This is a genomic window from Sphingomonas kyeonggiensis (assembly GCF_014204495.1).
Lineage (GTDB): Bacteria > Pseudomonadota > Alphaproteobacteria > Sphingomonadales > Sphingomonadaceae > Sphingomonas > Sphingomonas kyeonggiensis_A.
In genome coordinates this window covers 988,224-1,007,468 of the sequence record NZ_JACHLN010000001.1, presented here as the reverse complement: position 1 = coordinate 1,007,468, position 19,245 = coordinate 988,224, and the positions used below count along the sequence as shown (strand labels likewise).

20 protein-coding genes are annotated in these 19,245 nt (G+C 67.1%); 9 read left to right on the top strand and 11 right to left on the bottom strand.

All coding sequences use genetic code 11. The features are described from left to right. Window positions 1–27: 27 nt before the first annotated feature. Both HNP52_RS04925 and HNP52_RS04920 read right to left on the bottom strand, forming a co-directional pair. Entirely contained in the window at window positions 28–1,605 is a 1,578-nt protein-coding gene (locus HNP52_RS04925) for a lysine--tRNA ligase (RefSeq protein ID WP_184163250.1), read from the bottom strand. A 99-nt stretch (window positions 1,606–1,704) separates the two neighbouring features. Further along, window positions 1,705–2,385: a hypothetical protein gene (locus tag HNP52_RS04920; RefSeq protein WP_184163247.1), complete on the bottom strand. Its 681-nt coding sequence runs from the start codon at window positions 2,383–2,385 to the stop codon at window positions 1,705–1,707. A 282-nt stretch (window positions 2,386–2,667) separates the two neighbouring features. On the opposite strand from HNP52_RS04920, the gene HNP52_RS04915 reads away from it, so the two are divergent. The 3 genes from HNP52_RS04915 to HNP52_RS04905 are packed head-to-tail and all read left to right on the top strand — an operon-like array spanning window position 2,668 to window position 6,990. Then, on the top strand, window positions 2,668–3,747 hold the full coding sequence (locus HNP52_RS04915; RefSeq protein WP_184163244.1) for a hypothetical protein: 1,080 nt from the start codon (window positions 2,668–2,670) through the stop codon (window positions 3,745–3,747). Continuing rightward, window positions 3,744–6,446, top strand: coding sequence for an ATP-dependent DNA helicase (locus HNP52_RS04910; protein WP_184163241.1), 2,703 nt, complete (start codon window positions 3,744–3,746; stop codon window positions 6,444–6,446). The genes HNP52_RS04915 and HNP52_RS04910 overlap by 4 nt, the downstream gene beginning before the upstream one ends. Window positions 6,447–6,456: 10 nt before the next feature. Continuing rightward, window positions 6,457–6,990, top strand: coding sequence for a histidine phosphatase family protein (locus HNP52_RS04905; RefSeq protein WP_184163238.1), 534 nt, complete (start codon window positions 6,457–6,459; stop codon window positions 6,988–6,990). Window positions 6,991–6,994: 4 nt separating this feature from the next. On the opposite strand, the gene HNP52_RS04900 is transcribed toward HNP52_RS04905, so the two are convergent. From HNP52_RS04900 to rpmF, 5 genes are read right to left on the bottom strand one after another with little or no spacing between them, the layout of a single operon-like run. Then, on the bottom strand, window positions 6,995–7,363 hold the full coding sequence (locus tag HNP52_RS04900) for a MerR family transcriptional regulator (RefSeq protein ID WP_184163235.1): 369 nt from the start codon (window positions 7,361–7,363) through the stop codon (window positions 6,995–6,997). Window positions 7,364–7,376: 13 nt separating this feature from the next. Continuing rightward, a complete protein-coding gene (locus HNP52_RS04895; protein WP_184163232.1) occupies window positions 7,377–7,751 on the bottom strand; it encodes an integration host factor subunit alpha in 375 nt (124 codons plus the stop codon). A 39-nt stretch (window positions 7,752–7,790) separates the two neighbouring features. Beyond that, the gene (locus HNP52_RS04890; RefSeq protein WP_184163229.1) at window positions 7,791–8,762 is read right to left on the bottom strand and encodes a beta-ketoacyl-ACP synthase III; all 972 of its coding nucleotides are present in this window, start codon (window positions 8,760–8,762) and stop codon (window positions 7,791–7,793) included. 10 nt (window positions 8,763–8,772) lie between these two features. After that, window positions 8,773–9,804 (bottom strand): phosphate acyltransferase PlsX, encoded by a 1,032-nt coding sequence (gene plsX, locus HNP52_RS04885; protein ID WP_184163226.1) that lies wholly within the window; start codon window positions 9,802–9,804, stop codon window positions 8,773–8,775. A gap of 40 nt (window positions 9,805–9,844) precedes the next feature. Next, window positions 9,845–10,024 (bottom strand): 50S ribosomal protein L32, encoded by a 180-nt coding sequence (gene rpmF, locus HNP52_RS04880; RefSeq protein ID WP_184163223.1) that lies wholly within the window; start codon window positions 10,022–10,024, stop codon window positions 9,845–9,847. A 186-nt stretch (window positions 10,025–10,210) separates the two neighbouring features. On the opposite strand from rpmF, the gene HNP52_RS04875 reads away from it, so the two are divergent. Continuing rightward, on the top strand, window positions 10,211–10,639 hold the full coding sequence (locus HNP52_RS04875; RefSeq protein WP_221416095.1) for an MAPEG family protein: 429 nt from the start codon (window positions 10,211–10,213) through the stop codon (window positions 10,637–10,639). A 192-nt stretch (window positions 10,640–10,831) separates the two neighbouring features. Here HNP52_RS04875 and HNP52_RS04870 read toward each other — a convergent pair whose 3' ends face one another. After that, window positions 10,832–11,494 (bottom strand): MBL fold metallo-hydrolase, encoded by a 663-nt coding sequence (locus HNP52_RS04870; RefSeq protein ID WP_311768403.1) that lies wholly within the window; start codon window positions 11,492–11,494, stop codon window positions 10,832–10,834. 80 nt (window positions 11,495–11,574) lie between these two features. Between HNP52_RS04870 and pabB the strand changes: the two genes are divergently transcribed. From pabB to HNP52_RS04850, 4 genes are read left to right on the top strand one after another with little or no spacing between them, the layout of a single operon-like run. Beyond that, complete coding sequence (pabB, locus tag HNP52_RS04865; RefSeq protein ID WP_184163220.1) at window positions 11,575–13,332, top strand: aminodeoxychorismate synthase component I; 1,758 nt, start codon at window positions 11,575–11,577, stop codon at window positions 13,330–13,332. A gap of 50 nt (window positions 13,333–13,382) precedes the next feature. After that, window positions 13,383–14,582, top strand: coding sequence for a pyridoxal phosphate-dependent aminotransferase (locus HNP52_RS04860; protein ID WP_184163218.1), 1,200 nt, complete (start codon window positions 13,383–13,385; stop codon window positions 14,580–14,582). Between the two features lie 26 nt (window positions 14,583–14,608). Next, on the top strand, window positions 14,609–15,274 hold the full coding sequence (msrA, locus tag HNP52_RS04855) for a peptide-methionine (S)-S-oxide reductase MsrA (RefSeq protein WP_184163216.1): 666 nt from the start codon (window positions 14,609–14,611) through the stop codon (window positions 15,272–15,274). Between the two features lie 37 nt (window positions 15,275–15,311). After that, window positions 15,312–15,740 (top strand): HEAT repeat domain-containing protein, encoded by a 429-nt coding sequence (locus HNP52_RS04850; RefSeq protein WP_260395910.1) that lies wholly within the window; start codon window positions 15,312–15,314, stop codon window positions 15,738–15,740. On the opposite strand, the gene HNP52_RS04845 is transcribed toward HNP52_RS04850, so the two are convergent. After that, window positions 15,737–16,135, bottom strand: coding sequence for a DUF1489 family protein (locus HNP52_RS04845; protein WP_184163212.1), 399 nt, complete (start codon window positions 16,133–16,135; stop codon window positions 15,737–15,739). The two genes, HNP52_RS04850 and HNP52_RS04845, sit on opposite strands and share 4 nt — an antisense overlap. A gap of 31 nt (window positions 16,136–16,166) precedes the next feature. After that, window positions 16,167–17,570 carry a magnesium transporter gene (mgtE, locus tag HNP52_RS04840; RefSeq protein ID WP_184163210.1) on the bottom strand — a complete coding sequence of 468 codons (1,404 nt, stop codon included), beginning with the start codon at window positions 17,568–17,570 and terminating at the stop codon, window positions 16,167–16,169. A gap of 137 nt (window positions 17,571–17,707) precedes the next feature. Between mgtE and HNP52_RS04835 the strand changes: the two genes are divergently transcribed. Beyond that, window positions 17,708–18,139 carry a peptidylprolyl isomerase gene (locus tag HNP52_RS04835; protein ID WP_221416155.1) on the top strand — a complete coding sequence of 144 codons (432 nt, stop codon included), beginning with the start codon at window positions 17,708–17,710 and terminating at the stop codon, window positions 18,137–18,139. A 42-nt stretch (window positions 18,140–18,181) separates the two neighbouring features. Here HNP52_RS04835 and HNP52_RS04830 read toward each other — a convergent pair whose 3' ends face one another. Next, a complete protein-coding gene (locus HNP52_RS04830; RefSeq protein WP_184163206.1) occupies window positions 18,182–19,081 on the bottom strand; it encodes a LysR substrate-binding domain-containing protein in 900 nt (299 codons plus the stop codon). Window positions 19,082–19,245: the final 164 nt, after the last annotated feature.

Below are 19,245 nucleotides of genomic sequence, written 5' to 3'. Positions count from 1 at the left end.
TTGCCGGAGCCGTGCCGATCCTGATGTTCATGCCTTGGCCAGCGCCTCGGCGATCAGCTTGCGGCTGTTCTCGATCCCGTAGAGCGCGATGAAGCTGCCCATGCGCGGCCCCTGCTCGCTGCCCAGCAGCGTCTCGTAGAGCGCCTTGAACCAGTCGCGCAGGTTCTCGAACGCATCGGTCTTGCCGATCTCGTAGACGATGTTCTGGATATCCTCGGCCGAGGCGTTCTCGGGCAGTTCGGCGAGCTGCGCGTCGAGCTGGCGCAGCGCGCCGGCTTCCGCTTCGCTCGGCGCACGGCGCTGCAAGGTCGGCTCGACGAAATCCTTCGCATAGCGGATCGCATAGCCGACCATCCGGTCGAGCTCGGGATGGCTCTCGGGCGAAAGGTCCGGCGAATAGCGGCGCAGGAAGCCCCAGATCGTCTCGCGATTGCCCACGCCCGGCAGGCTGACCAGGTTGAGCAGCAGCCCGAAGGTCACCGGCAGCGTCTCGGCCGGTACCTTGCCTCCATGGATATGGTGGACCGGGTTGCCGAGCTTCTGCGCGATCTCCTGGGTCGGATAATTGGCGCGGAACTGCCAATATTCCTCGATCGCGCGCGGGATCAGCCCCAGGTGCAGCGACTTGGCCTTCTTGGGCTCGCGATAGATATAGAAAGCGAGGCTCTCATCGGGGCCATAGGTCAGCCATTCCTCGATCGACAGGCCGTTGCCCTTCGACTTGGAGATCTTCTCGCCCTTGGCGTCGAGGAACAGCTCGTAGATCAGCCCCTCGGGGCGCCTGCCGCCGAGCACCTGGGTGATCTTGCCGCTCTGCACGCCGCTGTCGATCAGATCCTTGCCGTACATCTCGTAATCGACGCCCAGCGCCGCCCAGCGCATGCCCCAGTCGGGCTTCCACTGAAGCTTGGCCTGGCCGCCGAAGATCGACTGCTCGATCACTTCGCCTTCATCCTCGAAGCGGATGATTCCGGCCTCGGCATCGACCACTTCCACGGGCACCTGCAGCACCACGCCGCTCTTCGGGCTCACCGGCAGCACCGGCGAATAGGTCGCCTGGCGCTCGGCGCGCAGCGTCGGCAGCATCACGTCCATGATCGCCTGGTAGTTGCGCAGCACCTTGCGCAGCGTCTCGTCGAAGCGGCCCGAGCCATAATAGTCGGTCGAGGAGGCGAACTCGTACTCGAAGCCGAAGCGATCGAGGAATTCGCGCAGCATCGCGTTGTTGTGCGCCGCGAAGCTTTCGAACTTCTCGAACGGATCGGGGATGCGTGACAGCGGCTTGCCGAGATGCTCGGCGAGCAGCGCCTGGTTCGGCACATTGTCCGGCACCTTGCGCAGGCCGTCCATGTCGTCGCTGAACGCGATCAGCCGAGTCTTGTTGCCGGTCATCTCCTCATAGGCGTGGCGCACCATGGTGGTGCGCAGCACTTCCTGGAAGGTGCCGATATGCGGCAGGCCGGAGGGGCCGTAGCCGGTCTCGAACAGCACGGGCGAACCGTCGGGCTTGCCCTGCGGATAGCGTTTCACCAGCTTGCGCGCTTCTTCGTAGGGCCAGGCCTTGGATTCGAGTGCGGCTGCGCGCAGGATGCTATCGTCTGTCATGATCGGTCGCGCGTGCGCGAAACACCGCGTTTTTGCAAGTTCTCGGAAGCGCCAGGGACCAAATCCGGCCCCTCCGCGATGGGAGGGGCCGGAAGCGCGTCAGGCGAAGACCCGGTCCTGCGGGCACAATATGCCCGCCGACACGGTCAGGTTCGTCCAGCGATAGTTGAGATAGGCACCGGAATAATGGTCGTCGTTGCTGAAATCGACGTCGCCGCGATAGGTACCCTGCGGGATCGGGTCGTTGCTGTCGCTGCGGACGATCATGAACTGGTACATCAGGTCCCATAGCAGCCACACCCGGGTGCCCGAGGCGGGCGGCTGGATGGTGAACTGGGTGGTGGTCTTCTGCAGGTCGTTGATCGTCACCGAATGCGAAAGTGTCGCGCTCAGGCTGGCGCTGAGCCCGCCGCCCGAAAAGCCCATCTGCGCGGTGATCGATTCGGTGTCGGTGGTCGAGATGCCATGGTCATATTCCCAGCTCTTCTGCAGCTGGGTGCCGGGGGAGAGATGGGTGAAGGTGCCGGGCACCATCTTCCAATATTTGCGCAGCACGAACTGGCGGGCCACCGGCGCGCTGCCTTCCCACCAGTTGTTGAGCCGTGGCGCGCCGTCGCCGCTTTCCTGGTCCCAGACATTGTCCTGGTAGTTGGCGTTGTCCGCATCTGCATAGATGATCAGGTTGCGCGTGGACCGGACCATTTCGACGGGGTCGGTCTGCGAAGGCGGCGACCAGTTCAGGCTGTCGATGGTCGGGAATGCGGGAAGTGTATCAGGCATGACAAGTCTCCACGATGAAAGGATGGTTGAATCTTTTCTTTTGTGGGAGCGCCGGAATCCGAATCTCCGGCGGTTTGCGACTGTCGATCGCTAATCGAATTTCGAAGCATTGCCGCAGTCCCATATGGAACTGACTGGAAAAATATTCGAAGTTATCCGGGCATTTACTGAGAACGCCGCACCGGCATCCGCTCTGGCGTGTCCCCGCGAGAGTGGGACGAAAAGAATATGCCGCGCTCCCTTCACTTTGCCGGGTAAGCGGCGCTAGAACGAAAGGCGTACATGACCGCGCAACCCGCCCTTCCGGCCAGCCATGGCGACGATCTGCCCGGGCCGGCCCTTTGGGAGGGGCACAGCTCGCGCAGCGCCGCGCTGGCGTTCTGGTTGCCGCCGTTCATCGCGCTTGGGCTGTTTGCCGGCGGCTGGCTGGCTGCCGGGCTCATGCCGCGGATTGCCGGGACGGCGGAGTTGCGGATCGGCGGGCAGAGCTTCCCGCTCGACGATGGAACCGCGGCTGCGGTCAGCTCGGGTGCCATAGGGCTGGTCCTGCTGGTCCTGGCGTTTGCCCTTGGTGCGATCCTGCTGACGATCGTGCGCAGCGGCAGCCAGCGTTACCGCGTCGATGGACAGGCCGCGGAGCGCACCGCCGATGGCATGACCGATCGGATCGCGATCGCCGATATCCGCCGTGTCATCGTGCACGGCTATGGCGCCTGGCATCGGGTGCGCATTGTCGGCAGCAACCGGCAGCGGATTCTCATGCTGCTCGGCAGCCGCGACGCCGCGCGGGTGCTGACCGCGTTGCGCGGACTGGGCGTCGAATGCGGTGCGCTCGATGCGATCGAACAGCCCGCCGAAATCGACACGCTCCTCCCCGGCGAGTCGGTGCGATGGCGCGGGCGGCCCGGCCTCGCCTCGTTCGACTCCGGCCGTGCCTTCCTGCTGTTCGCGGTGTTCCTGCCGCTGCTCTTCTTCCTTGGCGCGCAATGGATGATCTGGAGCGCGGAGCCCATGGTGATCGTCGGCCTGTTCTTCTCCGGCATGACATTCTGCCTGTTCGGCTATCTCGCGCTCTATGTGCTCGCTGTCTTTCATGAGCGGCTGCGTGCCTGGTTCTTCGACCTGTTCGGCACGGTGGTGGTTACCGATCGCCGCATCGCCTGGGCGGTTCCCCTGTCCGGGCGCTTCTACCGCGATCTCGCCTTTGCCGAACTGATCGACGCGGCGATCGTCGAGCGCAAGGGCCGCCGCGCCTGGGTCGCGCTCACGATCCGCACCAGGGATGACGTGCGTCATGAGGATCTGCGCGGCCTGCCCGATGCCGATCGCTTCCTCGCCGTGCTGCGGCCGGGCGCGCGATGACCCTGCCCTATCCCGCCCTCCACGCCAGCCATGGCGGCGTCTGGATCGCCACGCCCGATGGCGATTGCCGCGCGATCAGCCGGGGCGAGGCGATTCGCATCGCCGCCGATACGCCGGTCATCCTGCTCAACGCCCCGTTGATCGGCCAGCGGCTCGGCTATGCCGATCTGTCCGGCCTCGATCTGCTCGAGCTGTTCGCCTTTCTCCATCCCGCGCGCTTCATGGTGCCCACCCCCAAGGGGCTGGCGCGCGTCTCCGGGCTCGAAGCGCCGGCGAACGACGCCGATATCGCCCCCTTCCTGCGCGCCGCGGCGGTGAAGCTGCTCGCGGTCACCGAGGGCAATTGGCCCGAGCGCGAAGGCGCCTGGAACGCAGTGCAGTCGCTGTTCCGGCTGCGCTGGCCTTGGGGGCCCGCGCTCAGCCAGCGGCTGGCCAAGCCCGCCCAGGCCGAGCGCTGGCTGTTCTCGAAGCTGCCCGAATGGACCGAGCAGCCACCGCGTGTGGCGCCGCGTACGGTGACACTCAGCGATGCCGATGTCGCCGATCGTCTCGCCCGGCTCACCGGCAGCGGCGCCGAGCAGCGCCAGGGCCAGCGCGACTATGCCGCGGCCGCGGCCGGCGCCTTCGCCCCGCGCGACATGCGCGAATCGCCCAATCTGGTGCTGGCCGAGGCGGGCACCGGCATCGGCAAGACGCTCGGCTATCTCGCTCCCGCCTCGCTCTGGGCCGAGCAGGCCGGCGGTGCGGTCTGGGTCTCCACCTTCACCAAGGCGCTGCAGCGGCAATTGGGGCATGAAGGCGAGCGGCTGGTCGCCGATCCCGAGCAACGCAAGAAGCGGATCGTCACCCGCAAGGGCCGCGAGAATTATGTCTGCCTGCTCAATCTCGAGGACGCGCTGCAGGGCGGATTCGCGGGCCGTGCGGCGATCCTCGCGCAGCTGGTCGCGCGCTGGGCGGCCTATACCGCCGACGGCGACATGGTCGGCGGCGACCTGCCCGGCTGGCTCCCCACCCTGTTCCGCCGCAACGGCTCGACCGCGCTCACCGATCGGCGTGGCGAGTGCATCTATGCCGGTTGCCCGCACTACCGGAAATGCTTCATCGAGCGCGCCGCCCGCGCCTCGGCGGACGCGGACATCGTCATCGCCAACCATGCGCTGGTGATGGTCAACGCGGCGCGCGGCCGCGAGACGGCGAGCCGCCCGACCCGCTATGTCTTCGACGAGGGACATCATCTGTTCGATGCGGCGGACGCGATGTTCGCCGCCGCGCTGACGGGGCAGGAAGCGATCGAGATCCGCCGCTGGGTGACTGGTCCCGAATCGGGTTCGCGCGGCCGGCGCCGGGGCCTTGCCGCCCGCCTGTCCGATGTGGCCGGCTATGACGAGGAAGGCGGCCGCGCGATTGCCGAGGCGGTAAATGCCGCGCAGGCGCTGCCCAGCGACGGCTGGCTGCAGCGCCTCAACGAGGGCGAGCCCTTCGGCCCGGTCGAGCATCTCCTCGCCGCGGTGCGCGGGCTGGTCTATGCCCGGGACGTCAATGGCGCGGCCGAAGCGGGCTATGGCCTGGAGACCGAACTGGCCGAGCCCGATGCGGCTCTGGTCGAGGCGGCCGGTCCTGCCGGCGAAGCGCTCGACGCGCTGCTTCGCCCGCTCGTCCATCTCGGTCGCCGGCTCGAAGCGGTGCTTACCGAGGCGCCCGACTGGATGGATGGCCCGGCGCGTGCCCGGATCGAAGGTGCGGTCGCGTCGCTCGGCTGGCGTGCCGATACCGTCGGCGCCTGGCTCGCGCTGATCGCCCGGATCGGCGGCCCGGCCGATTCGGCCTTCGTAGACTGGCTGGCGGTCGATCGGGTCGAGGGGCGCGAATATGATATCGGCCTGCACCGGCACTGGCTCGATCCGTCCAAGCCCTTTGCCGAGACCGTACTCAAGCAGGCGCATGGCGCGCTGATCACCTCGGCGACGCTGCGTGCCGGTGGCGACTGGGATGTGGCCGAGGCCCGCTCGGGCGCCGTCCATCTGATGCGTCCGCCTCAGCGTTTCTCGGCGGTCAGCCCGTTCAACTATGCCGACCAGGCCGAAGTGCTGATCGTCACCGATGTGAAGCGCGGCGACACCGCCGCGCTCGCCAATGCCTATGCCCGGCTGGTGGTCGCGGCCGAGGGCGGCACGCTCGGGCTGTTCACCGCGATCCGGCGCCTGCGCGCGGTCCATGCCCGCATCGCCGATCGGCTGGCGCGCGAGGGGCTGCCCCTGCTCGCCCAGCATGTCGATCCGATCGACACCGGCACCCTGGTCGACATCTTCCGCGACGATCCGCGTGCCTCGCTGCTCGGCACCGATGCGCTGCGCGACGGCGTGGACGTGCCCGGTGATTCGCTGCGGCTGGTGGTGATGGAGGGCATTCCCTGGCCCAAGCCAAGCGTGCTCCATGCCGCACGCCGCCTTGCCGGGGGCGGCACGGCCTATGACGACCGTATCGTGCGTGCGCGCCTCGCCCAGGCGTTCGGCCGGCTGATTCGCCGGGCGGACGATCGCGGCACTTTCGTGCTGCTTTCCGCCGCCAGCCCGTCGCGCCTGCTCGATGCCTTTCCGCCGGGCACGCGGGTGACGCGCGTCACGCTGGATCAGGCAGTTGATCGCGTCCGGCTTTCCTTGGCGTCAAAGCTGGGGCAAGAGGCCCCCGCGAACGCCTGACGGGGAATCCATGAAGACGCTCACGCTGCTCCGCCACGCCAAGTCCGGATGGGACGATCCGGTCGCCCGCGATTTCGATCGGCCGCTCAATCCCAAGGGCCAGCGCGCCGCCGCGATGATGGGGCGGCACCTCAGGGCCGAAGGGCTGGCCTTCGACCATGTCCTCGCCTCGCCCGCGGTGCGGGTTGTCGAGACGCTGGCGCAGGTCGCCACGGGCTATGGCAGCGATCTCGCCCCGCACTGGGACCAGCGCCTCTACCTCGCGTCGGCCGCGACTCTGCTCGATCTGGTCCACGAACTCCCCGCCGGTGCCGATTCGGTTCTGGTCTCGGGCCATAACCCGGGACTCGAGGAGCTGGTGCTGCTGCTCTCGGCCGAGAGTGACCTGCGCCTTTCGGTCGAGCAGAAATACCCCACGGCGACCCTGGCCGAGATGCGCTTCGACGTGGCGGACTGGGGTGATGTGAAGCCCGGCAGGGGCGAGCTGGTCCGCTTCACCCGTCCGCGCGACCTCGATCCGACCCTCGGGCCGGACTATAACTGAGCTTCTAGCTGCCGTCCTCGTCCAGCGCCTGGCTGAGCGAATCGCGCACGGCCTTCAACCCCTGCTTGTCGACGGTGGCGCCCGGCGTGGCGGTGCCGGCGGCGGCCCGCGCCACCTTGGTGCCCTTCTCCGCCGCGAGCAGCTTCTGCACGCCGCGGATCGTATAGCCCTGATTGGAGAGCAGGTCGTGGATCCGCCGCACCAGCGCGACATCCTCGGCCCGATAGTAGCGGCGATTGCCCGCCCGGGTGAGCGGGCGGAGCTGGGGGAAGCGCGTTTCCCAGTAGCGAAGGATGTGTTGCGGGCGCCCGATTTCCTGGGCGAGCTCCCCTATCGTCCGTAGCGCGCCAGCAGCCTTTTCGGCCCCCGGCATGGGCTAATCCCCCTCAGCTCGCCGAGACGATGCGGTCGCGCATCATCTGGCTTGCACGGAAGGTGAGGACGCGGCGCGGCGCGATCGGCACTTCGACGCCGGTCTTGGGGTTGCGACCGACGCGCTCGCCCTTGTCACGCAGGATGAAGCTGCCGAAGCCCGAAATCTTGACGTTCTGCCCCTCGGCCAGTGCCTCGCACATATGGCTGAGGATCTGCTCAACGAGGCGCGCGGCATCGGCGCGCGAAAGGCCCACCTCCCGGTGCAGCGATTCGGCTAGATCGGCTCTGGTCAGCGTTCCCGCGGCCGTCATTCGGCAACTCCCCCTTGAGTTGATCTCTGTCGAGTCTGTCCTATCAGATTGTTTCGACACAGCAAACGGGAACATTGAGGTTCCGCAACGAATATCTGCGATTTTTCGCAGCTATCAGAAACGAACGACCGCCGCGCCCCAGGTAAAGCCGCCGCCCATCGCTTCCAGAACCAGAAGGTCTCCTTGGCGAATACGCCCGTCGCGCACCGCGGTGTCAAGCGCGAGCGGAACCGAAGCGGCGGAAGTATTGGCATGCTGGTCGACGGTGACGATCACCTTCTCGGCCGGCAGGTCGAGCTTGCGCGCGGTCGCATCGAGGATGCGGGCATTGGCCTGGTGCGGCACCACCCAGTCGACGTCGCTCGGCTTGAGCCCGGCCAGCGCCAGCGATTCGGACATCACCGAAGCGAGGTTGACCACGGCGTGGCGGAACACCTCGCGCCCCTTCATCCGCAGCTTGCCCACGGTCTGGGTGGTCGAGGGCCCGCCATCGACATAGAGCATGTCGTTGTAGCGGCCATCGGCATGGAGCTTGGTCGCCAGGATACCGCGCCCGCCCTCGTCGGCGCTGTCCTGCGCCTCGAGCACGATCGCGCCGGCGCCGTCGCCGAACAGCACGCAAGTCGCGCGGTCTTCCCAGTCGAGGATGCGGCTGAACGTCTCGGCACCGATCACCAGCGCCCGCTTGTGGACGCCGGCGCGCAGCATCGAATCGGCAACCTGCACCGCATAAAGGAAGCCCGAGCAGACCGCGGCGACGTCGAACGCCACGCAATCGTCGATCGCCAGCAGCGCCTGCACCTTGGTGGCGGTGGCGGGGAAGGTCTGGTCCGGCGTCGCGGTGGCGAGCACGATCAGGTCGATATCGGCGGCGGCGACGCCGGCGCTGGCCAGCGCGGCCTTGCTCGCCTCGGCCGCCAGCGTGCCGGTGGTCTCGTCCGGCGCCGCGATATGGCGGAAGCGGATGCCGGTGCGCTCGACGATCCACTCGTCGCTCGTATCCACTTCCTGGGCGAGTTCGGCGTTGGAAACGCGGCGGGGCGGCAGGGCGGAGCCAGTGCCGATGATGACGGAACGCAGGGTCATCTTGTTGTGTCTACGCCGCCTTTGCTTCGAAGTTCCCGAGATCCTCGGCGATGCGCCGGTTGAGATCGTCGCGCAGCATCTTCGCCGCGAAGCCGATCGCGGTGTCGACGCCGAGTTCGTTGGCGCTGCCATGGCTCTTCACGACGATGCCGTTCAGGCCGAGGAAGACCGCGCCATTATGGTTGTTGGGATCGAGGTGCGTGCGCAGCAGCTCGGTCGCCGGCTTGGAGATCAGGAAACCGATCTTCGAGCGGGTCGAGCTGGAAAAGGCGCGCTTGAGCAGGTCGGCCACGAAGCGGGCGGTGCCTTCCACCGTCTTCAGCGCGATATTGCCCGAGAAACCGTCGCAGACGATCACGTCTACATCGCCGCGCGACAGCTTGTTGCCCTCGATGAAGCCCTGAAAATCGAGGCGGAGATGATCGGCCTTGCGCAGCTCGGCCGCGGCTTCGCGGATCGAGTCGGTGCCCTTCATGTCCTCGGTGCCGATGTTGAGCAGCGCGACCCGCGGATTCTGCAGGTCGAGCGCGGTGCGCGCATAGGCGGCACCCATCACGGCGAACTGGACGAGGTTGCGGGCGTCGACTTCGGTGTTGGCGCCCAGGTCGAGCATCACCGTGTCGTTCTCGCCCAGCGTCGGCATCAGCGCGGCGAGCGCCGGCCGGTCGATCCCCGGCATGGTGCGCAGGGAGAGCTTGGCCATCGCCATCAGCGCGCCGGTATTGCCCGAAGAGACGGCGGCGCCCGCTTGCCCCTTCTTCACCAGGTCGATGGCGATTCCCATCGAGGTGGTCTTGGCACGCCGAATCGCCGCGCTCGGCTTCTCTTCCGAGGCGACGACGTCCGGTGCATGGACGATTTCGGAGGCGGCCGTCAGGTTCGGGTGGTTCTTCAGACCCTCGCGGATCTGCGCCTCGTCTCCGACGAGGATGAACTCCATGCCCTCGAACCGGCGGCGTGCGCGCGCGACACCGGCGAGCATGACCGCAATTCCCTCGTCACCGCCCATCGCATCGACGGCGATTCGAGAGGAATTCGTCATACCCGCATGCCCCCGCGCATCTCGGCCCGATCGTTACCGATCAGTCTTCGGCCGAGACGATCTCGCGGCCGTTATAGTGGCCGCACGAACCGCACAGCACGTGCGGACGCTTCAGCTCGCCACAGTTCGGGCATTCCTGGAACGCCTGCGGAACCAGAGCGTCATGAGAGCGACGCATGCCACGCCGCGACGGCGTAGTCTTTCTCTTGGGAACGGCCATTTCGGCACCTTCTAACGAAACAAAAGTCAAAATCGCGATACGCCCGCACGGCCCAGCGGGCAAGCGACGGAAACTCCGGCGCTCGCCGGACCAGCGGACGGTCACGAAAGCGAGTGCGCGCCTATAGCGATTCTTGCGAGCGACGCAAGGGAGTGTAGGAGGAACCCTCTGGAGGGGACACCTTATATGATCATCCTGCCCGTTACGCTCTGCACCGCCGGTGCCGCCGCCGTTGTCAATTTCTGGCTCGCGCTGCGAATCAGCCGGCTGCGACTCGCCGAAAAAGTCTTCATCGGCGATGGCGGCGACGATCGACTCGTCCGCCGCATGCGCGCCCAGCTCAATTTCGCCGAATATGTGCCGCTGATTCTCGTCCTGCTCGCGCTGGTCGAGCTGGCGGGCGGCCCCAGCATCTGGCTGTGGGGCGTCGGCTTCGCGCTGATTCTCGGCCGCGTCCTCCACGCCTTCGGCATGGACGGCTGGGGCCTGGGCCGCCGAATCGGCATCGCGCTCACCCTGCTGACGATGCTCGGGCTGGCCGGCTACGGCATCTATATCGGCAGCCAGTACCGCGAAGCGCCGGTCACGGTGTTCAAGGTCGGGCCGAAGGGCTGAGTCGATACTGCCTTCCCGCACCCATAATCGTCATCCCCGCGAAGGCGGGGATCCAGGGTAGTTCGGGAAGCTCGAAGCAATCAGGCGTTGGGGTGCCGGAAACGGCAGCGCAGGCCGCGCGTTCCCCGCCCTTGGCTCTGGATCCCCGCCTGCGCGGGGATGACGAAATAAGGGAATGGCGAAATAACGGGCTTAGCCCCCCGCCAGCACCGAATCGGCAACGAACGGGTTCGTCTTCCGCTCGTGCCCGAAATTGCTCAGCGGCCCGTGGCCGGGGACGAAGGTGGTGTCGTCCCCCAGCGGCCACAGCCGCTGCACGATCGCGTCGAGTAGGTCCTGATGGTTGCCCAGCGGGAAGTCGGTGCGGCCGATCGATCCCTGGAACAGCACGTCGCCCACCGTCGCGAACTTCGATTCGGGATGGTGGAACACGACATGGCCCGGCGTGTGGCCGGGGCAGTGATAGACATCGAGGGTAAGGTTGCCGACCGTCACCTGGTCGCCCTGCTCCAGCCAGCGGTCGGGCTCGAACACGGTGCCGCGGATCCCGTATTTCCGGCCATCCTCGTCGAGCCGCGAAATCCAGAAGCGATCCGCTTCGTGCGGCCCTTCCAGCGGCACGCCCAGTTCCTTGGCGAACTCGCCGGCCGCGCCGCAATGATCGATATGGCCATGGGTGACCAGGATCTTCTCGATCGTCACGCCCGCCTGCTTCGCCGCCGCGCGCAGCTTGTCCAGGTCGCCGCCCGGATCGACGAATGCGCCGCGCATCGTCTCGGTGCACCACAGGAGCGTGCAATTCTGCTGGAGCGGCGTGACCGGGATCACCGCGGCGCGCATCGGGGGATTTGCCATGGCGCGGAGATAGGCCGCGGTGCCCCGCGCCGCAACACGGGCTTGCCGTCCGTGCCAAGCGGCTGCATGCGGGGCACGGCATGACCCTGCCCGATACTCCTTTCGTCCTGCTCGACGATGCCCGGCCCGGTGGCGCCGGCGCCCGGCTGTTCCACACGCCGCAGGGCGCGGTGCGCGCGGAAACGCCGGAGGAGGTGCAGCGCGCCTTCCAGCAGATGCAGCTCTGGTTCGATCACGGCTTCCATCTCGCCGGCTTCGCTTCCTACGAAGCCGCGCCGGGGATCGAGCCGCATGCTGTCGTTCAGCGCGGCGCGGGGCCCTGCATGTGGTTCGGCATCTTCCCCCATGTCGAGCAGGTCGATGCCGAGGCCTTGCTCCCCGATCCGGCGGGGGCCTGGGCCGGCGCGCCGGTGCCGCGGATCACCGCCTCTGCCTATCGCGGCCAGTTCGATCGCGTTGCCGAATATATCCGCGCCGGCGACATCTATCAGGCCAACCTCACCTTCCGCGCCGATGTGCCCTTCGCCGGCCACCCGGCCGCGCTCTACGCGCTGATCCGCCGCCGCGCCGCCGCCGGCCACAGCGCGCTCGTCTTCACCGGCAGCGAGTGGGTGCTGTCCTTCTCGCCCGAGCTGTTCTTCGAGTATAATGAGGACAGGGACGGCATCACCGTGCGCCCGATGAAGGGCACCGCGCGGCGTGGCGCGACTCCGGCCGAGGACGACGCGATCGCCGCCGCGCTGGCCGCCGATCCCAAGCAGCGCGCCGAGAATCTGATGATCGTCGATCTGATGCGCAACGATCTCACGCGCCTCGCCCAGCCGGGCACGGTGAAGGTGCCGTCGCTGTTCCAGGTCGAGCGCTACCCGACCGTCCACCAGATGGTCTCCACCGTCACCGCCTATCCCTCGGGCGATGCCGGGCCGGTCGAGGTGCTGGCGGGGCTCTTCCCCTGCGGCTCGGTCACCGGCGCGCCCAAGCTGCGCGCGATGCAGGTGATCGCCGAAGTCGAGCAGGGACCGCGTGGCATCTATACCGGGGCGATCGGCGCGATCGAGTCGGACGGCGACGCCAGTTTCAACGTGGCTATCCGCACATTGACGATAGATCAGGGGGCGACAAGCGCGGTGCTCGGGTTAGGATCGGGCGTGGTCGCTGATTCGAACGCCCTGGAGGAATGGGACGAGTGCCTCGCCAAGGGCGCCTTCGTCACGGCCGGCGAACAGCCCTTCGACCTGATCGAGACGATGCGCTTCGATCCGCTTGCCGGGCTGGTGCTGCTCGAGCGGCATCTGGCGCGGATGAAGGCGAGCGCGCGCGTGTTCGGCTTCGAGTTCGACCGGCACGAGGCGCGCAACGAGCTGCAGGCGGCGACCTTCCGCCTGCGCGCGCCGGCCCGGGTGCGGCTGCTGCTCGCCCCGTCGGGGGCGATCGCGATCGGCATCGCACCGCTGCCCGAAGCACCCGCCACGCCGGTGCAGGTGGCGATTCAGCCCCGCAAAGTCGCGCGGGACGACTTCCGACTGGCGCACAAGACCAGCCGACGCGGCTTCTATGACGCGGCGCGGCGCGAGTCCGGCGCCTGGGAAGTGGTGTTCACCGACGACCAGGGCTTCCTGACCGAGGGCAGCTTCACTTCGATCTTCGTCGAGCGCGGCGACATGCTGGTCACCCCGCCGCTCGCCCGCGGCCTGCTGCCGGGGGTGCTGCGCGCCGAGCTGCTGGAGAGCGGCCGCGCGGTCGAGGGGGATCTCACCCCGGCCGATCTCCAGGGCGGCTTCTATGTCGGCAATGCGCTGCGCGGATTGGTTTCAGCCGTAACGGTTGCGAAAGCCTAGAACGCGGTCCTATAGGCCCGGCGTCTCCCCTCCCGGAAAAGGCGCCATTCATGCAGACCTCGGCCGCGCTCAATCGTATCCAGCCCTCCGCCACGCTCGCGATGACGAGCAAGGTGTTCGAGCTGAAGCGCCAGGGGATCGACGTGATTGGCCTCGGCGCCGGCGAGCCCGATTTCGATACGCCCGATTTCGTCAAGGAAGCCGCGATCGAAGCGATCCGCGCGGGCAAGACCAAGTATACCAATGTCGATGGCACGCCCGAGCTCAAGCAGGCGATCATCGCAAAGTACGGCCGCGACAATGGCCTGACCTATGCCGAGAACCAGATCAGCGTGAACTCGGGCGGCAAGCACACCCTGTTCAACGCCTTCTGCGCGACGATCGACGCGGGCGACGAGGTCGTGATCCCGGCGCCCTATTGGGTCAGCTACCCGGACGTGGTCGAGTTCGCCGGCGGCAAGCCGGTCTTCATCTCGGCCGGCGCCGAGCAGGGCTACAAGATCAAGCCCGAGCAGCTCGATGCGGCGATCACCGCCAGGACCAAGTGGGTCGTGCTCAACTCGCCGTCGAACCCGACCGGCGCTGCGTACAGCGCGGCCGAGCTTCGCGCGATCGGCGAGGTGCTCGAGCGGCACCCGCATGTGCTGATCTATGCCGACGACATGTATGAGCACATCCTCTACGACGGCTTCGAATTCGCCACGATCGCGCAGGTCTGCCCGTCGCTCTACGATCGCACGCTCACGGCAAATGGTGTTTCCAAGGCCTATGCGATGACCGGCTGGCGGATCGGCTATGCGGGCGGCCCGGCATGGCTGATCAAGGCCATGGGCAAGCTCCAGTCCCAGTCGACTTCGAATCCCTCCTCCATCTCCCAGGCAGCATCTGTTGCGGCACTGAATGGCGATCAGAGCTTCCTCAAGGAGCGGGTGAATGCCTTCCAGGGTCGTCGTGATCTGGTGGTTTCGATGCTCAACCAGATCAACGGCATGACCTGCCCGCGTCCGGAAGGCGCCTTCTACGTCTATCCCGAGTTCAGCCAGCTGATCGGCAAGACCACGCCCAAGGGCCAGGTCATCACCACCGACGAGGAAATGGTCGGCTATCTGCTCACCGAGGCGCGGGTCGCGGCGGTGCACGGCGCGGCCTTCGGCTTCTCGCCGGCGCTGCGGATCAGCTATGCGACCTCGGACGCGCTGCTCACCGAGGCGTGCGGCCGAATCCAGGAAGCGTGCGCGGCCTTGCGCTGAGGGCGAACAAGCCCGACATTGCGGTCATGCTGAAATGGTCGCTTCCCGCTGCCGCGCTCCTTGGAGCCGCGCTGTTCGTTGCCCCTGCGCTTTCGACGGCGGGCGTCGTCGAGCGTGCCGTTCCCGTGCCGGTCCCCACGCTCGACGTGAAACCGAGCAAGGGCGAGCAGGTCGCGGTACTGGCGGGCGGCTGCTTCTGGGGCATGGAAGCGGTCTTCCAGTCGGTGAAGGGCGTCCATTCGGTCACGAACGGCTATGCCGGCGGTACCGCGCAGACCGCCACCTATCGCCAGGTGTCGACCGAGCGCACCGGCCATGCCGAGGCGGTGCGCATCGCCTATGATCCGCGCAAGGTCAGCTACGGCACGCTGCTGCGCGTCTATTTCTCGGTGGCGCACGATCCGACCCAGCTCAACCGCCAGGGCCCGGATCGCGGCCCCAGCTATCGTTCGGCGATCTTCCCGCAGGACGAGGACCAGCGCCGCGTCGCCGCCGCCTATATCGACCAGCTGACCAAGGCCAGGTCCTTCGCCCGGCCGATCGTCACGAAGCTGGAGACGGGCACTTTCTATCCGGCCGAAGCCTATCACCAGGACTTCTTCTGGCGGAACCCGACGCACCCCTACATCGTGCGCTGGGACAAGCCGAAAGTCGCGGCGTTCCGCAACGCCTATCCGCTGCTGGTGAACTGAGATGGCGAAGGGCGAGCGCTACGAGCCTGCGTCCGCCTTGCTCAAGGCGATCCTTGCCGAGGAGCAGGCGCTTGCCGACGATGCCAATCTCGAACAGGTCATCGCACTGACCCGCGATGCCGATGCATCGAACCGCGACTGGGCTACCATGCTGCTCGCCCAGGAGGAGATCGATACGCCGGCCGTTCGCGAGGCGCTGTTCCACGCTGCATCGGACGAGGAGGATGTGATTCGCGGAGAGGCCATGCTCGGCCTGGCGATCCGCGATCCCGAGATCGCCCTGCCACTGGTACAGGAGGCGCTCGGCGGGGAAAGCGTATGTGCGCCGATGCTCGAGGCCGCGCTGCTGTGCGCGCACCCCTCGCTGATCGGGGATCTCCGCATATGGGCGGAGCCTTCGGACATGCCTCTCCTGGACGACCTCGCCGGCGAAGCGCTCGCCGCCTGCGAGAAGATCACGAACTAGATCAGCCCCAGCCCCGCCAGCTGGCCCATCAGCGCGGGCGGAAGTTCCTCCATCCCTGCCCCGGCCTCGCCCAGGTCGGGCGGCGCGTCCGTCCCTTCGAGATAGCGCCAGCCCTGATGCGCACGCTTGGGGCGGTTGGCGACCAGGATCAGCCGCGGTTCCATCAGGATCGCGGTACGCCCGCCTTCGGCTTCGCCGAACCCGATAATCGGGGTGCGGCCGACCAGCTGGTGCTTGAGGATCCAGAACAGCGATCCCTCGCCGCCGATCTCCGCATGGCGCTTGGGAAGGTAGCGGGTGGTCAGCCCCCAGACGTCGCCGCGCGAAGCGAGGCGCTGGGCGAGATAGTCTACGGAGTCGCAGCCAAAGGCGACCTTGGTCAGATGGAGTGGCACGGCGCTAATCTGGGCGTTCGGCCCGCCCCAATCAACCGACCAGCCCGCTCGCGCTGGCCAGGCCCAGAAAGGCGAGGAACCCCATCGAATCGGTGGTCATCGTCACGAAGATCGAGCTGGCCACCGCGGGATCGGCCTTGAGCCGGTCGAGCGTGACCGGGACGACCACGCCGGCAAGCCCCGCGATGAAGATGTTGGTCATCATCGCCGCCGCGATCACCCCGCCCAGCGCCGCATGGTGGTAGAACAGCCCCACCGCCGTGCCGATCACGCAAGCAACGGTCACGCCGTTGAGCAGCGCGATCGAGATCTCGCGCTGGATCGCGCGCAGCGTGTTCGACTGGGTCAGCTGGTTGGTGGCGAGTGCGCGCACCGTCACCGCCATGGTCTGGGTGCCGGCATTGCCGCCCACGCCGGCGACGATCGGCATCAGCGCCGCCAGCGCGACCATCTTCTGGATCGTGCCTTCGAACAGGCTGATGATCGTGGCAGCCACCAGCGCGGTCAGCAGGTTGGTCAACAGCCAGCGGACGCGGCCCTTGTACGAGTCGATCACCGGCTCGTTGATGTCGCCTTCGCCGGCGCCCGAGAGCAGCAGCGCGTCCTCGCCGGCTTCCTCGGAGATGATGTGGACGATGTCGTCCACCGTGATCATGCCGACCAGCCGCCCGCTGGGGTCGACCACGGCGGCGGAGATCAGCGCGTATTTCTGGAAGCGCAGCGCCACTTCTTCCTGGTCCATGTCGACCGGGATCAGCGTCTGCTCGCGCTTCATCACATCGCCCATCGAGACGACGCGCGGCGTGCGCAGCACCCAGGAGAGCTGGCAGGTGCCGAGCGGCTTGTGGCCCGGGTCGACCACGAAGATCTCCCAGAAATCGGTGGTGAGGTCCTCGTTCTTGCGGAGATAATCGAGGACGTCGCCCACGCTCCAATGCTCGGGCACCGCGATCAGCTCGCGCTGCATCAGGCGGCCGGCGGATTCCTCCGGATAGGAAAGCGCTTCCTCGATCGCGGCGCGGTCGTCGGGGTCGAGCGCGCGCAGTACCTCGCGCTGGTCCTCGACATCCATGTCCTCGATGATCGCGACGGCGTCGTCGGTATCGAGCTCGGCCGCGATATCGGCGACCTGGGTGGCGGTGAGCGACTCGACCAGCGCCTCGCGCACCCAGTCGTTCATCTCGGCCAGCACGTCGCCGTCGATCAGGTCGGCGATGGCGGCGACAAGCGCGGGGCGTTCCTCGGACGGCGCAAGCTCGACCAGGTCGGCGATGTCGGCGGGGTGGAGCGGCTCGGCCAGTTCGTGCGCGCGCGCGGCATCGCCGTCATGGACCGCGTCGAGCACTGCATCGACGAACTCGGGACGCAGCCGGTCATCCTCGTCGAGCTGGGGCTCGGGCGCGCTATTGTCCGCCTGAAGTTCGGTCTCGCTCACGGTTCGACCTCCCTTGTTCGCCCCTCCTTCGCCGCTGCCATTGCCGGCCGTGATTTGCAAGTCGCCCCGCGCGCTACTAGGTGCAGTGCAAATCCTTCTCAGGAGTAATCTGCGTGTCCGAACCCACCAAGCTCGTCATGACCCTCGATACCGGCGACGTGCACATCCAGCTGCGTCCCGATCTCGCTCCCAAGCATGTCGAGCGCATCGCTACCCTCGCCGACGAAGGCTTCTATGACGGCGTGATCTTCCACCGCGTGATCGACGGCTTCATGGCCCAGGGCGGCGATCCCACCGGCACCGGCATGAGCGGCTCGAAGCTGCCCAACCTGCCCGCCGAGTTCAGCCGCGAGCCGCATGTCCGCGGCGTCTGCTCGATGGCGCGCACGATGGATCCGAACAGCGCCAACTCGCAGTTCTTCATCTGCCTCGACGACGCGACCTTCCTCGACGGCCAGTACACCGTCTGGGGTGTGGTCACCGAGGGCATGGAGCATGTCGACGCGCTTCCCAAGGGCGAGCCGCCGCGCGAGCCGGGCAAGATCGTCAAGGCCCGCACCGAGGCCTGATCGAACGAAGAGCCCCTCCCGATCCGGAGGGGCTTTTTGTATCTAGGCGACGCGATCGGCTTCGAGCACGTCGATCAGCCAGTCGTGGAACAGCTTCACCGGCCGCGTGGTCAGCGCGCGTGGGCGGCAGACGAACCAGTAGCTGTAGTCGCTCTCCACGGTCAGGTCGAAGAGCTGGACCAGCCGGTCGTCCCGCGCCGCTTCGAAATGCGATTCGAGCATGAAGGCGACGCCCAGGCCCTGCGCTGCCGCCTCGAGCATTAGCGTGCCCGAATCGAAATGGTCGATCGCGGCCGGCTCGATTTCCTGCTCCGAGAGTCCCGCCGCCGCGCGCCATGCCGTGAACGTATCCGCCATGTCGCGGTGGACGAGCGCGGTCAGCTTCGACAATTGCTCCGGCCGGGTGATCGGGTCGGCGCCTTCCAGCAGCGAGCGCGCGCCGATCACATAGACGCGGTTGCGGTCGAGCCGCTTGGCGTAGAGCGTCGGGTCGATGTCGCGCGCCACCACGATCGCCGCGTCGAGCCCGTCGCCCAGCCGCGCCACCGCATGGCCGCCGGTGTCGACGTCGAGATGCAGCTCGGGATGCTTGCGCTTGAGGTCGCCCATGTGCGGCATCAGCCGCTGGGTCGCGAACAGCGGCAACAGGCCGAGACGCAGGCGCAGCAGCTCGGTGCCGCTGGTCATCGTCTCCACCGCATCCGCCATGGTATCGAGTGCCGGGGCGATCATGCCGAGCAGCCGGTCGCCGTCGTCGTTGAGCTTGAGCGCCTGGTGGCGCCGCTCGAACAGCGGCTTGCCGATGAAGCGCTCGAGCGCCTGGACGCGGCGGCTCAGTGCCGGCGAGGAGAGCGCCAGCTCCTCGGCGGCAGCCTTGATCGATCCCAGTCGCGCCACCTGCACGAAAGCCTCGATTGCCGTCAGGGGAGGAAGTCGTCGCATCTCGCTCTCTTTTTGTTGCGCTGCGTCATTATCCTTGGCGTGGGTTTTGCGCCACGCCAATGCCCTTTTGGGTGTTAGCCATATATCACCTTTGTTATCACCGATTGCAAGTTGTGCACGCGTTAATGTTTCTTTTCGCACTTGCACAAAAACCGGCCGCACTG

Excerpts from the sequence above, each read along its gene's own strand:
- HNP52_RS04925 (WP_184163250.1), bottom strand. The coding sequence starts at position 1,605 with ATGACAGACGATAGCATCCTGCGCGCAGCCGCACTCGAATCCAAGGCC.
- HNP52_RS04920 (WP_184163247.1), bottom strand. The coding sequence starts at position 2,385 with ATGCCTGATACACTTCCCGCATTCCCGACCATCGACAGCCTGAACTGG.
- HNP52_RS04915 (WP_184163244.1), top strand. The coding sequence starts at position 2,668 with ATGACCGCGCAACCCGCCCTTCCGGCCAGCCATGGCGACGATCTGCCC.
- HNP52_RS04910 (WP_184163241.1), top strand. The coding sequence starts at position 3,744 with ATGACCCTGCCCTATCCCGCCCTCCACGCCAGCCATGGCGGCGTCTGG.
- HNP52_RS04905 (WP_184163238.1), top strand. The coding sequence starts at position 6,457 with ATGAAGACGCTCACGCTGCTCCGCCACGCCAAGTCCGGATGGGACGAT.
- HNP52_RS04900 (WP_184163235.1), bottom strand. The coding sequence starts at position 7,363 with ATGCCGGGGGCCGAAAAGGCTGCTGGCGCGCTACGGACGATAGGGGAG.
- HNP52_RS04895 (WP_184163232.1), bottom strand. The coding sequence starts at position 7,751 with ATGTTCCCGTTTGCTGTGTCGAAACAATCTGATAGGACAGACTCGACA.
- HNP52_RS04890 (WP_184163229.1), bottom strand. The coding sequence starts at position 8,762 with ATGACCCTGCGTTCCGTCATCATCGGCACTGGCTCCGCCCTGCCGCCC.
- plsX (WP_184163226.1), bottom strand. The coding sequence starts at position 9,804 with ATGACGAATTCCTCTCGAATCGCCGTCGATGCGATGGGCGGTGACGAG.
- rpmF (WP_184163223.1), bottom strand. The coding sequence starts at position 10,024 with ATGGCCGTTCCCAAGAGAAAGACTACGCCGTCGCGGCGTGGCATGCGT.
- HNP52_RS04875 (WP_221416095.1), top strand. The coding sequence starts at position 10,211 with ATGATCATCCTGCCCGTTACGCTCTGCACCGCCGGTGCCGCCGCCGTT.
- HNP52_RS04870 (WP_311768403.1), bottom strand. The coding sequence starts at position 11,494 with ATGGCAAATCCCCCGATGCGCGCCGCGGTGATCCCGGTCACGCCGCTC.
- pabB (WP_184163220.1), top strand. The coding sequence starts at position 11,575 with ATGACCCTGCCCGATACTCCTTTCGTCCTGCTCGACGATGCCCGGCCC.
- HNP52_RS04860 (WP_184163218.1), top strand. The coding sequence starts at position 13,383 with ATGCAGACCTCGGCCGCGCTCAATCGTATCCAGCCCTCCGCCACGCTC.
- msrA (WP_184163216.1), top strand. The coding sequence starts at position 14,609 with ATGCTGAAATGGTCGCTTCCCGCTGCCGCGCTCCTTGGAGCCGCGCTG.
- HNP52_RS04835 (WP_221416155.1), top strand. The coding sequence starts at position 17,708 with ATGACCCTCGATACCGGCGACGTGCACATCCAGCTGCGTCCCGATCTC.
- HNP52_RS04830 (WP_184163206.1), bottom strand. The coding sequence starts at position 19,081 with ATGCGACGACTTCCTCCCCTGACGGCAATCGAGGCTTTCGTGCAGGTG.